Genomic DNA, 13,041 nt, shown 5'->3' with positions numbered 1-13,041 from the left:
CATGAAATTTTCATACCATTGCATACTACTTGAAAAAACGTCGAATCAGCTTCAGCTTGCCAGCCGTATAAGGCGGATAGATGAAGCTCAAGTTCACCCGCGTGGACTTCTTCAGCACACTTTTTCGATGAGAGAAGGTTTCATAGCTGTAACGGCCGTGGTAGGCTCCCATCCCCGAAGATCCGACTCCGCCAAAAGGCAAATACGGGCTCACCAGATGCATAACCGTATCATTCACGCACCCTCCGCCAAATGAAACGGACTCCATCACCTTCCGTTCCGTGGCGGCATTGCTCGTAAACAAGTAAAATGCCAGCGGCTTGGGCCGCTCACCAATCTTCCGGAGCGCCGCATCCAGGTCTCGATACTCCAGCACCGGCAAAATCGGTCCAAAAATCTCTTCCTGCATCACGGGGTCCTCCCAGTTGACGCGCTCCATGATCGTCGGCCCTAAATACAGATCCTCACGATCGCCATCCCCGCCAACCACCACTTTAGACGGTTCGAGCAAACCCATCAGCCGGCTCCACTGCCGCTCATTCACGATCCGCCCGTAGTCAGGGCTTCGCCTTGGATCCTCACCATAGAAGACCTTGATCTGCGCCTTCATTTTGGTGATCAGTTCATCTCGCACCGACTCGTGAACGAGCACATAGTCTGGAGCCACACAGGTCTGGCCTGTATTTAGGAATTTCCCCCAGACGATACGCTGTGCTGCCAGATCGAGGTTCGCCTCTTGATCCACAATGCAAGGGCTCTTCCCGCCAAGCTCCAGAACAACGGGCACCAGATGCTCCGCCGCCGCAGCCATAACGATCTTGCCAACCCGAATACTTCCCGTGAAAAAAATAAAATCCAACGGGGCATGAATCAGCGCAGACGTCACCTCCGGCCCTCCCTCGATGACTCGAATGTAATCGGGTTCGAAATATTCGCCAAGCATCTCGGCGATCACCCTGGAGACATGAGGAGTAAACTCGGAAGGCTTCACGATTGCGGCGTTCCCCGCAGAGATCGCTCCGATCAACGGGTCGATCACCAGCATAAACGGATAGTTAAACGGGCCGATGATCAGGGCCGAGCCATAAGGCTCCCGGTAAATGTAGCTGCTGGAGCCGATATGGGCCAGCGGAGTGCGAACCCGCTCCGGCTTGGCCCAACGCTTCAGATGCTTCATCACGTAGCGGATACTATCGTAAGCATAACCCACTTCCGTGCTGTAGCCTTCGAATTCAGGCTTGCGCAAATCTCGCTGCAGCGCTTCCAATATTCGCGTTTCGAAACGTTGAATCGCGGTCTTCAGGCGTTCAAGCTGACGCAGTCTGAAGTCCACCGGTCGCGTCGCACCAGATTGGACGAAATGCTGCTGGGCGCGAACGACCTCCGCAATGGAGCGATCTAGGGATTGCGTAGGTTGCAGTTCAGTTGGAGTTTGGGTAGCATGTTCAGTTTGGCTCAAGGCGGTCCCCTCTTTTTCCCGAGTAAATCATCTTCATTCTGTCTGACCCTTCTATTGTAACCCGAAATGGGGGAGCTGGACATCTTTGGTCATTTATCGCTGCCAAGCGGTTAGCGGAAGTCTCATTGTCCTTCTTTAGCCTCTGAGTGCAGCGGAAATTTGTATATTGGCATGAATTTGTGTTAGATTACCTAACATAAAATATTGAATAATTCGAGTAAAACTTCAATTTGTTAATAAAAACCTCGTTTTCACAATCGTCAAGACGGTTTTCAGTTAAATTCATGAACGTTTTTTGTTATTTATATTGACATAATCTTGCTAAAACTCATATAATTTAACTACGTTCACAACGTCGTGGCGCAACCCTATTCATATTCCGGTCTCGCACAACGTAGTGCCGCCGGTCGGCAAAGGAGCCATACGGGCAATCGCAGGATTGCACGGGGCTCCTTTTTGTTTTGCGCCCAGTTTTGGCCGTAGCTATGAAGAACAGAAAACATCCCGGCCTAAGAGGATGGAACCTGGAAAGGAGATGGAAGGATGGAACGTACCGGTTTTTTGAAGAGTGGGCATAAGCCCTCGCTGCTAAGCGCTTTTTTGTACTTCGATGTGAGCTTTATGGTATGGGTTCTGATTGGCCCGCTGGCGGTCATCATGATGCAGGACTACCCGATGAACGCCGCACAAAAAGCTAATCTCGTCGCTCTGCCGGTCCTTGGCGGCTCCTTGCTTCGCCTGGTGCTTGGCGTGTTGGCCGACCGGATTGGTCCTAAGCGGACCGGCCAGATCGGCATGGTCGTCACGATGGTGCCGCTCATTTGGGGCTGGCAGTTCGTGGATTCGCTTGGCGAACTGTATGCAGTGGCTTTGCTATTGGGCGTTGCCGGCGCTTCCTTCTCGGCGGCGCTGCCCTTGGCCAGCCGTTGGTACCCGCCGCAATACCAGGGATTGGCGATGGGGATCGCCGGAGCCGGCAACAGCGGCACCGTCTTCTCCACCCTGTTCGCCAACCGAATTGCCCAGCATTATGGCGGCTGGGAGGTTGTGTTCGGGCTGGCCCTCATTCCGGTTGCGCTGGTCTTTCTCGTCTTTACGCTGCTGGCGAAAGACAGCCCCAATCAGCCGGAACCGAAAAAGCTGCGGGACTACGCCGCCGTGCTTCGCGAGCGGGATGCGTGGCTGTTTTGCTTGTTGTATATGGTGACGTTTGGCGGTTTTGTCGGCTTGTCGAACTACTTGACAATTTTTTTCAATACCCAATATGAGCTGAGTGCAGTGCGGGCCGCCGACTTCACCACCTTGTGTGTAATTGCCGGCAGCTTCTTTCGTCCTGTGGGCGGCTGGCTGGCCGATAGGCTGGGCGGGGTTCGCATGCTGTTGATTTTGTACGCGGGTGTGGCCCTCATGATGGCTTTCGTCTCGTCGCTGCCGCCGCTGTCCGTCGTGACCATTATGCTGTTCGTAGGCATGATGTGCCTCGGAATGGGCAACGGCTCCGTGTTCCAGCTCGTCCCCCAACGGTTCCAGCAGGAAATCGGAGTGATTACCGGCATCGTAGGTGCGGCCGGCGGGCTCGGCGGATATTTTCTGCCGAATATTCTCGGTCTCTTGAAGCAATGGACCGGGTCGTATACCCCCGGCTTCCTCATTTTGAGCGCAATTGCGCTGGCTTGTATTGTCACGGTTACCCTTATTCAAGGCCAGTGGAAACGCATGTTCCTGAACCGGAAGGAGGCAGCTTATGATGCTTATTCCTACAGCCGCCCGTCCTGACCAACGTTTGCGATCCCACTGTCCCTTTTGCAGTATGCAATGCAGTCTGGATCTGCACTTGGCTCATGATCCCACCGCAGGATATGAAGTGAAGCCCAGTCCGGACTTTCCTGTAGCCACGGGGCGTTTATGTCAAAAGGGCTTCAACGCCTTGGCGCATACGGTTCATCCGGAGCGGGTGCTGCAGCCGCTGCGCAAATCCAAAGCCTCCTCTCCCGGTTGGTCGCCTGCAGCCTGGCCCGAAGCATTGGATGATATCGCCGCTCGAATTCGCCGAATCCAGGATCAATACGGTCCGGACAGCGTCGCCGTATTTGGCGGCGGTTCGCTGACGAACGAAGTGTGTTATTTGCTTGGCAAATTTACTCGGGTTGCTCTGCGTTCCCGTTACGTGGATTACAATGGACGATACTGCATGTCCTCCGCAGCGGCGGCGCAGCAGCTGGCGTTTGGGATCGACCGCGGTCTCCCTTTTCCGCTTGAGGATATTCCCCAAACCGATTATCTCATTCTTGCCGGCACCAACATCGCCGAATGCCAGCCCACGTTGATGCCCTACCTGTTAGCTGCTAAGAAGAAAGGCGCCGTTATCGTCACGATCGATCCCCGGCGGACGATGACGTCCAAGATCGCTCAGCATCAGCTAATGATTGAGCCCGGGCAGGACTCGCTGCTGGTCAGCGGGCTGCTGCATGTGATTTTAGAAGAGAAGTTGTATGATGCGGAATTTGTGGCGGCCCATACGGAAGGGGTGGAGGCGGTACAGGAAGCCGTTCGGGATTTCCCGCCCGAACGGGTCGCCGCCCTCACCGGGATCCCCGAGGATACGATTCGTGAAGTGGCTCGGGGATTCGCCGGGGCGAAGCGCGGCATGGTTCTGACCGCGCGGGGCCTGGAGCAGCAGGTGAACGGCGTGGAGCATACGCTGCAGTACATCAACCTGTGCCTGCTGTGCGGGCACATTGGCCAGCCGGGCAGCGGCTTCGGCTCCGTCACCGGGCAGGCCAATGGGCAGGGCGGCCGCGAGCATGGGCTCAAGGCTGACCAGTTGCCGGGCTATCGCTCGATCGAGGACCCGGACGCCCGGGCGCATGTCGCCCAGGTCTGGGGAATCGATCCCCATGAGCTGCCCGGCAAAGGCGTCTCCGCGTATGAGCTGTTCGGGAAGATACTGGACGGCGACATTAAAGCGATGATGATTCTGGGCTCGAATCCGGTCGTGTCCAGCCCCAACAACGCCCGGGTCGCCGAGGCGCTGGCGAAGCTGGACCTGCTCGTCGTCGTCGACCTGTTCGAGACCGAGACGGCCGCCTATGCGGATTGGCTGCTGCCCGGCACGTCCTTCCTTGAAGTGGAAGGGACGATGACGAACCTTGAGGGCCGGGTGTTCTACCGGCCCCGGGTGTTTGAGCCGGCCGGCGCGGCGATGCCGGACGCTTGGCTGCTGTGCGCCCTCGCCGAACGGCTGGGCCGAGGGCGCTATTTCTCCTACTCGTCGATGAGCGAAGTGTTCGACGAGTTGTGCCGCGCTTCCGCCGGAGGCAAAGCCGATTACAGCGGCATCAGCTACTCGCGCCTGCAGGAAGCGCAAGGGCTGTTCTGGCCGTGCCCCGGGCCCGGCCAGTCGCACCCCGGGACGCCGCGCCTCTTCGCAGGCGGCGTCTTCCCCCGTGCAGGCGGCCGCGCCCGCCTGCACGCAGTCACGCCGCAGCCGCCGGCGGAAACCGCAGATACGGAATATCCGTATCTGCTGACGACCGGCCGGCTGGGCGGGCACTACCTGAGCGGCGCGCAGACCCGCCGCACGGACGCGCTGGCGAAGAAGGCGCCGGAGCCGGTGGCGGAGCTCCACCCGGCTCTGGCCGAGCAGCTTCGCCTGCGCGAAGGAGACCGCGTCCGCTTAACCTCGCGGCGCGGGTCGCTGGAGGTCGCCGCCAAGGTGACGAAGGACATCCATCCGCGTACGATGTTTGTCCCGTTCCATTGGGGCGGCGACCTGGCGGTGAATCGGCTGACGAACGATGCCTTACACCCGATCAGCCGGATGCCGGAATTTAAGATCTCCGCCGTTAGGGCAGAGCGCGTGGAACCGGAGATTGCCGATTCCTATAGAAATCTAGGAACTGACGGCGCTTCTTGGAGCAATGCCCGGGACAGCGGTGAGGTCGAGTACACTCCCGTGCAACACACCGCAAGCCGCACCGCAGCGGATCCCGCAGGTCTTGCGGCATCTCGCCCTCAACGAAGCTGAGGAGTTATGTATAAGCAAAGAGGCTATCCTCTCCAGCTTGTGGCTGGAGGGATAGCCTCCGTTTATATTAATCGCCGTCTTGAATTTGGATGCGTTTGGAGCGAGTCGGTTGCCGTTTCGGCACCTCCAGCTTCAGAACGCCATCCTTCAAGGACGCGCGAATATCTTCTTCCGAAATATCCTGCACGTAGAATCTACGAACATATTCACCGTGCCGACGTTCCTTCCGAACGATTTGATGGTTCGTATCCTCCATGTTGTGATCTTCATTACGAACTGCTCTGATCGTCAAGTAAGGAGCGGCATAGTCGATCTCGATGTCTTCTTTTCGGAAACCAGGTAATTCCGCTTCAACCAGATAGGCTTGATCCGTTTCGCGGATGTCAGTTCTGAAAGAGAGCGGCGAATTTTTAAACGGTGCAAAAAAGTCATCATTGAACACATCATTAAACGTTTTAGCCAACTGGCCGAACGCATCTTCTCTGTGTCGACCAAAAGGAATCAAATCAAACATCATGCATTCCCCTTTCTTTGGTTTGACCTTATTTGACCTTACACCCTCATTATATGCCTCCATGACCAAAGTGACAAAAGTGATTAAAGCCCAAACAGCCTGTTCTCGGGCGATTTTCGCGCATTTTTCCTGATCGCCAGAGACTTGACTGTTTATTTGACCTTCTTTGACCTTTCATCTCAATCTAACGCGGTTGAACCTTTTATTTTTCAAAAATCAAACGAACATCACTGATTCTCCCGCAGGTCTTTAATCATGGAGGTGTCGCCATCGTTAGGATACCTCAAGACATCGCAACCTATCCGTGGTAAAAGTAAGATAATGAAATTAATCCTTACTTAGAGGTGAAATTCTTGAACAAAAACATCAAGTTACGAATTGTCTGGATCATTCCAAACGTATTGTTGTATCTTCTTTTCATCGGAATTGGAACCTTTGTCCTTTGGAATGTGGAGGGACTCAAGGAAATCAATCAACTTGGCTTATGGGGATTCGTGTTGTTTCTTCTCCTACTAATAAACTTATGGGGATCGTATCGCATTTGGTCTTGGATGAGGAAGGGGAAAATTTAATCACCCAAACTACGAAAAAAGCGACTTTATCGTCGCTTTTCATCAATCAGTTTCCGCCAACTTCGCCTCAATCGCCGCCGCCAACTCCTCGTACGAAGCGCTCGGCAGCAGCTCCCCGTTCACCATAAATTGAGGGGTTCCGTTGACTCCGTAATATCCGCCGGTTTTGAAGTCTTCCTTGACGGGCAGCATGTAGGTATGTTCTTTTAAATCCTTCGCGAACCGATCATAGTCGATTCCCTCGATGTTCTTCTTCACAAAGTCCAGCAAAAAGCTAGGTGTTGCCCAAATTTTCGTCTCATCGCCTTGATGTGCAAACAGCTTGCGCTTGAACTCCCAGAACTTCTCGTTGCTCTGCGCTGCGATGGCTTCCCCCGCACTGGCCGCCATGATCGAGTCCCGATCAATAAATGCATAGTTTATGAAAAATAACTCGATTTTCCCGGTATCGATGTACTCTTGCTGCAGCTGGTCCATATAGGTTTCTTCCCATTTCTTGCAGGCCGGGCATTTGAAATCGGCGAATTCGATTACTTTAACCTTAGCGTTCGGATCGCCTAAATGCGGCTGCTTCTCATACTTCAAGCCCTTGGCAGTGTAATCCCCTTTGATTTCCGTATAGTTCGGAAGATCCTTTAATTCAGAAGGACCCGTATCTTTCAGGAACACAACAGCCAGGGTGATGACCAGGACTCCAATGAAAATGAGGGAACTTACAAAAATCAAACCGGATTTCCTATTCTCTCGGCCGCTTCCTGACCTGTTGGCCGCGTTTCCCGCCTTGCCCCTGCCGACATTTTTGTGATCAGGGGTTGTCCGGTTGGATCCCGTCTTATAAGTTGAGGCTGGTTTCCCGCTGCTCCGATTACTTCCCTTATTCTGGGCCATCCGCCATCCTACCTCCATCTGGATTCGTTTCGTCCTCATTCTAGCGTATGGCCCACGGCAAGGGAGTAACAAAGGTCACAGTCGAAAGTAAGGGGATAAGCTTCACTGATCAACTCCACTCGAAGCCCCTCAGATTGTTCACCGAAATGATTTAGCTGACACGAAGTAAATTGAGTATCCATAACAAGTGTTGTATGATGGTAAGGAACTTGAGCGTAAGCTGATCGCTTCTATACCAAAATATTGCTTTTGCAACTCTCTGGTTGTGCTTACTGCCAATCAGGGAGTTTTTATATTACTACAGAAGGGAAGCCAAGCCCACATGACCTCATTAGAAATGCTGCTGCAATTGTTGGAACGAACTGCATTGCTGCTGATTTGCTTATTCTTTATGGCTCGTATTCCAAGATTCCGTGAGGTGCTGCAGCGGGATAATCGATCGCCGATCGAGCTGACCGTGATTACCGTCATATTTTGCTCGTTTGCGATTTTCGGTACGTACTCAGGCATTGAGGTTGAAGGATCGCTGGTGAACATTCGCATTATTGCTGTGATGTCCGGGGGGATCCTGTTTGGTCCCTGGGTAGGGATTATCACCGGGGTCGTCTCAGGATTGCATCGGTACTTAATTGATATCGGTGGAATTACATCGATTCCCTGCCTCATCACCAGTATGATTGCGGGTTTAGTTTCCGGAGTCATTAATTATAAAGTGAAAAAATCAGCCCGCTGGATCTACGGCATTATCGCCGGTATGATCTGTGAAATTTTAACCATGCTGCTTATTTTAGCTTTTGCCGAGCCCTTTGAGCTGGGATTGGACATCGTATCCAAAATCGCCTTTCCTATGATAATTGGGGAGATCAGCATTGGGCTGATTGTGCTGATGATTATGGGGGTCGAGGGCGAGAAAGAGATGATTGCCGCCAAGCAAGCCAAGCTGGCCTTGGAAATTGCGAACAAAACGTTACCCTACTTCCGCTCCACCAGCAAGGAATCCTTAAAGACAATCTGTACGATTATTAAAGATGAAATCGAGGCCGATGCCGTTGCGATTACGGATACGCATAACGTGCTGGCCTATGTTGGATTTGGCGAGGAGCACTACACGGTCGGAGAGGCTATTATCAGCGAGATCACAAAATCTGCGATTCGAACCGGTGAGATCACCATTTCCAATCACATCTCTGAGCATAATCTCCCGCAAATTCAGTATTTTCTGATTATGCCTTTAAAAGAACGGGACGTTGTAACAGGGACACTGAAGGTGTATTACCGGAAAGCCTACAAAGTGACCTACCCGCTGCAGACGATGGCGATTGGGTTATCCCAGATTATTTCCACGCTGATGGAGGTTTCAAGGGTCGAGCAAATTAAGGAGGAAGCGAATAAGGCCGAACTCAAAGCGCTGCAAACCAAAATCAACCCCCATTTTTTGTTTAATGCCTTAAACGCCATCGCTTCAACGACACGCAAGAATCCGGAAAAGGCCAGAGAATTAATCATCAATCTATCCAATTTCATGAGACACAACTTAGAGCTAAGCGATGAGTTCATTGAAATCCATAAAGAGCTTCAGCAAGTGAAGGATTACGTTGAAATTGAAAAAGCACGCTTTGGCTCGCGGTTACAAGTGAATTATGACATTGATGAGGAGGTTTCGGTTAAAATCCCCAGCTTATTGATTCAGCCTCTCGTCGAAAATGCCATTAATCACGGTGTTCTTAAGACGAAAGGACCGGGAACCGTGACCATTTCTGTGCAGGATCTTGGGGATCAAGTCCGGATCAGCGTGAAGGATACTGGGATTGGAATCGATGAAGAGATCATTCGGAATTTGTACCATGATCAGGTTCCAGCCCATAAAATTGGACTCTATAATGTGCATCAGCGAGTGAAGCTAATTTATGGAGAAGGAGTCGTAATCCAACGTTTGGAGCCAGGCACTGAAGTCTATTTTGATGTAAGGAAAGGAATGTAACTCCACATGAAAGCCATTATTGTCGAGGATGAAATCCCTGCTCGGGAAGAGCTTGAATATATCATTAGCACTTACAGCTCGATTGAGGTAACGGATTGTTTTGAGGATGGGTTGGATGTTCTCAAATTTCTGCAGGAGCATGAGACCGATGCGATTTTCCTGGATATCAACATTCCGTCGCTGGATGGAATCTTCGTCGCAAGCAACATCGCCAAATTTGCGAAGAAGCCGTATATCATTTTTACTACTGCTTATAAAGAGCATGCCGCCAAGGCGTTCGAGCTGGAGGCTTTTGATTACATTTTGAAGCCTTATGACGAGAAGCGGATTGCACCGATGTTAAAAAAGCTTGAGGCCGCCTATCATCGTGACCATCCCGTCCGGCAAGATACGAATTCATTGCATCCCGTCGTCCATCATAAGGACGATGAAGGCTCTACAATCGCCAATCGGATTAACTTACGTAAGGATGACAAAATTATCGTCACTGATGCGAACAACATTTATTATGCTGAGGCCCAAGAGAAGGTGACATTGGTGTATACGTTGGAAGGAGCGTACACGATGCCGATGAGCATCAGCGAGTTTCACACGTTGCTGCCGCAGAGTCTCTTCTTCCGCTGCCATCGTTCTTACTCGGTGAATCTATCGAAAATCCGGGAAATTGTGCCCTGGTTTAACCAAACCTATATCTTAAGATTATCGGGGATGGATGCAGAAATTCCGGTAAGTCGATCCAAGGTGAAAGAGTTCCGGCACATCATGAGATTTTGACAGCAACTCATTCCTTGATATCGTCATTTCGTTCTGAAAACGGTTGCGTTGACCTTTTTGGTACTATACTTGGCTCATCAAGAAACACTGTATAGCCTACTGAAAAGAGGAGATCATCATGAGAGATACCAAGGGTCATCGCTGGCTGATCGTTCTTGGAACAATTATCGTACAAATGGGGCTGGGGACCATCTATACTTGGAGTCTATTTAACCAACCTCTTGTCGAACACTATGGATGGGAGCTAAGTTCGGTAGCTGCCACGTTCTCCATCCTTAGCTTTTCGTTAGCCTTTGCAACCTTGTTTTCGAGTAAGATTCAAGAGAAAATCGGACTTCGGCGATTAATTATGTTTGCAGGGATCACGTTAGGACTAGGATTAATCATCAGCTCGCAAGTGACATCCCTATGGGTGCTCTACCTTTTTGCCGGTGTCTTAGTTGGTGCCGCAGACGGGACGGCTTATATGACGACCTTGTCGAATGCGATTAAATGGTTCCCGAAGAAGAAAGGCCTGATCTCAGGGATCTCCGTAGGGGCATATGGTACGGGCAGCTTAGTGTTCAAATATATTAACAGCAGCATGATTGAAACGTTGGGCGTGTCGAAAGCTTTTATGTTCTGGGGAATCATCGTCATGGTTATGATCGTGGGCGGCTCGTTCCTCGTGAAGGAAGCGAAGGTGCAAAATCAAGTCCAAGCCGATTCAAATACGGTACAGAAGGATTACACGGTCAAAGAAATGCTAAAAACCAAAGAAGCGTACTTGTTATTTATTATCTTCTTCACAGCATGTATGAGCGGTTTGTTCCTGATAGGGATCGTCAAGGATATCGGCGTCAGCATGGCAGGATTGAATGCAGCCACAGCAGCGAATGCGGTTGCTCTGGTCGCGATATTTAATACACTGGGTCGCATTGTACTTGGAGCTTTATCCGATCGGGTGGGTCACCTGAATGTCGTATCCGGCACTTTGTTTGTGACAGCCGCCGCCGTGATCATCTTGAGCTATATGCATCTGAATTATGGGTCCTTCTTTGCTTGTGTAGCGGCGATTGCGTTTTGCTTCGGCGGGAACATTACCGTATTTCCGGCAATTGTGGCGAATTACTTTGGACTGAAAAACTCCGGTCAAAATTACGGTGTGATCTACCAAGGCTTTGGATTTGGCGCCTTGCTGGCAACCATGATCTCCTCGTTCCTTGGCGGATTTGTACCTACGTTTAAACTCATTGCTGCGATGTGCATGATCTCGTTTATCCTCATTATGCTGTTGAAGCTTCCAGCGATGAAGAAAACGGAGAAGAAAAAATGGGCTTTCCAGAAATTGCAGCATGAATAACTGGGCATGAGAACGAATCGCCTAAGGAGTTAACTGCACACGGCCTTGGCCTCCAAATACCAGCGATATCCGCTTCGAGCGGGGACAACGGCGGCTTCCCCTTGGCGGAACGCATGGGCGAGTTCGTCCATGCGGCCCGTGGCCGGCTCCAGAGCAACGTGATAGTTACCGCCAAAGCCGCCGTAGTTGGCCCAAATGGCCAAGTACGGCACTTTGTCTGCGGGGAAGCGGAACATCAGCGCCTCACCGGTTGCGGGATCACTGATTCCGGCGTACCCGGAGCCGGGCCCGAGCCGGCTAGTAAAATAATACTTCTCCGCGAATCGGCCGTTGTTGGACTCCACGGTGCTCAGGTCGACTTGTTCCCCGGTTGCGCCGCTTGCCAGCGGCCAAAGCTGCTTGGATCCGAACGCACCTAGCCGGCCTTCCTCCGAATAGGAGACCTCGATCTCCGTTAATTCAGGCGGAACGTGCAGCTTCATACCTTCTCGTACCTGCAACAACGGATGCGCCGCCCATAGAAAGGCAAAAGGCGCGCCCGACAGATTCGTCACAGTGTACTCGATGTGAAGTGTGTCTGCTGCAGGAAACGTATATCTTTTCTCCAGGACATAGGGGAATTGTACGCTGCCAATGCGGCAGGATAGGGCTGAGCTCGTGGCCTGATGCTCCCAAGCCCGAGACCAGACCTCTCCGTGGTCGGGGATCGCTCGACCTTGCCAAGGCGCCAGCGGATAGGCCCCGGCATTGATGCCTGGGAACATTTCGTCCCATCCACTCCCGTCGCCAGCGGCAAAGGATGAGCCGTAGCCCTCGTTTCCCAGTGGCTTATCGCTCCTCCACAGCCACTCCCGTCCTGTCTTGCGATTCTGCAGCGATACGGCCTTGCCACCTAGCTCCGGTACGATGGTCACCGCTATAAGCTCGGTTTCTCCGACCCAAGCGTCCCAACCATCCACTTCAGTCTTTTGCCATTGGTTCATCCGTCAACTCCTCCTCCAACTTGGATCGCTATTAGGTGAGACGTTGATTTGTTACTTGTTACTACCACTTGTTACTACGACCTGTTTCTTGTTGCATATGTTATGTTACTTGCGAGTAGTGACTATTGGAGAGTCACAGGTAATTGATTAATAACTAATGATGTACTTTCTTGCTGCTAACTGTTTGTTACTGGTGACTTACTTCGTTTGTGATTTGCTTGTTGAAACTTTTGCGACGTGTATGTTCATTGCAACTTATGCGACTTGTGATTTGTGACTTATGACTTGTGAATGTAACTTGTGAGTGTGGCTGGTGAGTGTAACTTGTGAGTGTGGCTGGTGAGTGTGGCTTGTGAGTGCGACACGTTACTTGTTACTGCAACTTACTTCTTGCCATATAACGATCTCTCGCAGGCAGGATGTTTTCTCGCAACAGCACGAACTCTTGTACCTCTGTCAATAGAGTAGACACAAAGAATCGAGAAAATTATGCGGCAGATC

At 51.7% G+C, this 13,041-nt stretch carries 9 protein-coding genes; 5 read left to right on the top strand and 4 right to left on the bottom strand.

Annotated features, from left to right (window positions below):
* Positions 1-25: 25 nt before the first annotated feature.
* Positions 26-1,459 (bottom strand): aldehyde dehydrogenase, encoded by a 1,434-nt coding sequence (locus RW092_RS08575; protein ID WP_316009991.1) that lies wholly within the window; start codon positions 1,457-1,459, stop codon positions 26-28.
* 543 nt (positions 1,460-2,002) lie between these two features.
* Between RW092_RS08575 and RW092_RS08570 the strand changes: the two genes are divergently transcribed.
* Both RW092_RS08570 and RW092_RS08565 read left to right on the top strand, forming a co-directional pair.
* Positions 2,003-3,235 (top strand): nitrate/nitrite transporter, encoded by a 1,233-nt coding sequence (locus RW092_RS08570; RefSeq protein ID WP_316009990.1) that lies wholly within the window; start codon positions 2,003-2,005, stop codon positions 3,233-3,235.
* Complete coding sequence (locus tag RW092_RS08565; protein WP_316009989.1) at positions 3,207-5,486, top strand: molybdopterin oxidoreductase family protein; 2,280 nt, start codon at positions 3,207-3,209, stop codon at positions 5,484-5,486. Before RW092_RS08570 ends, RW092_RS08565 begins: the two co-directional genes overlap by 29 nt.
* A gap of 67 nt (positions 5,487-5,553) precedes the next feature.
* Here RW092_RS08565 and RW092_RS08560 read toward each other — a convergent pair whose 3' ends face one another.
* Positions 5,554-6,000 (bottom strand): Hsp20/alpha crystallin family protein, encoded by a 447-nt coding sequence (locus RW092_RS08560; RefSeq protein WP_028537485.1) that lies wholly within the window; start codon positions 5,998-6,000, stop codon positions 5,554-5,556.
* A 614-nt stretch (positions 6,001-6,614) separates the two neighbouring features.
* The gene (locus RW092_RS08555; RefSeq protein WP_254899734.1) at positions 6,615-7,298 is read right to left on the bottom strand and encodes a DsbA family protein; all 684 of its coding nucleotides are present in this window, start codon (positions 7,296-7,298) and stop codon (positions 6,615-6,617) included.
* Between the two features lie 484 nt (positions 7,299-7,782).
* Here RW092_RS08555 and RW092_RS08550 point away from each other — a divergent pair, with 484 nt between their 5' ends.
* The 3 genes from RW092_RS08550 to RW092_RS08540 all read left to right on the top strand — a co-directional run bounded on the left by RW092_RS08550 (position 7,783) and on the right by RW092_RS08540 (position 11,557).
* A complete protein-coding gene (locus tag RW092_RS08550) occupies positions 7,783-9,441 on the top strand; it encodes a LytS/YhcK type 5TM receptor domain-containing protein (protein WP_316009988.1) in 1,659 nt (552 codons plus the stop codon).
* A gap of 6 nt (positions 9,442-9,447) precedes the next feature.
* Positions 9,448-10,215: a LytR/AlgR family response regulator transcription factor gene (locus RW092_RS08545; protein WP_316009987.1), complete on the top strand. Its 768-nt coding sequence runs from the start codon at positions 9,448-9,450 to the stop codon at positions 10,213-10,215.
* 118 nt (positions 10,216-10,333) lie between these two features.
* Entirely contained in the window at positions 10,334-11,557 is a 1,224-nt protein-coding gene (locus RW092_RS08540) for an L-lactate MFS transporter (RefSeq protein WP_316009986.1), read from the top strand.
* Positions 11,558-11,586: 29 nt separating this feature from the next.
* Here the strand turns inward: RW092_RS08540 and RW092_RS08535 are convergent, their stop codons facing one another.
* Positions 11,587-12,540: an aldose epimerase family protein gene (locus RW092_RS08535; protein WP_316009985.1), complete on the bottom strand. Its 954-nt coding sequence runs from the start codon at positions 12,538-12,540 to the stop codon at positions 11,587-11,589.
* Between the last annotated feature and the right edge of the window lie 501 nt (positions 12,541-13,041).

Source organism: Paenibacillus sp. 3LSP (assembly GCF_032465655.1).
Classification (GTDB): Bacteria; Bacillota; Bacilli; order Paenibacillales; family Paenibacillaceae; genus Fontibacillus; species Fontibacillus barengoltzii.
This window is presented reverse-complemented; position numbering and strand designations above follow the sequence as displayed.

Bases quoted from the DNA above. Each gene is read 5' to 3' on its own strand.
- RW092_RS08570 (WP_316009990.1), top strand. From the start codon at position 2,003: ATGGAACGTACCGGTTTTTTGAAGAGTGGGCATAAGCCCTCGCTGCTA.
- RW092_RS08565 (WP_316009989.1), top strand. From the start codon at position 3,207: ATGCTTATTCCTACAGCCGCCCGTCCTGACCAACGTTTGCGATCCCAC.
- RW092_RS08560 (WP_028537485.1), bottom strand. From the start codon at position 6,000: ATGTTTGATTTGATTCCTTTTGGTCGACACAGAGAAGATGCGTTCGGC.
- RW092_RS08550 (WP_316009988.1), top strand. From the start codon at position 7,783: ATGACCTCATTAGAAATGCTGCTGCAATTGTTGGAACGAACTGCATTG.
- RW092_RS08545 (WP_316009987.1), top strand. From the start codon at position 9,448: ATGAAAGCCATTATTGTCGAGGATGAAATCCCTGCTCGGGAAGAGCTT.
- RW092_RS08540 (WP_316009986.1), top strand. From the start codon at position 10,334: ATGAGAGATACCAAGGGTCATCGCTGGCTGATCGTTCTTGGAACAATT.
- RW092_RS08535 (WP_316009985.1), bottom strand. From the start codon at position 12,540: ATGAACCAATGGCAAAAGACTGAAGTGGATGGTTGGGACGCTTGGGTC.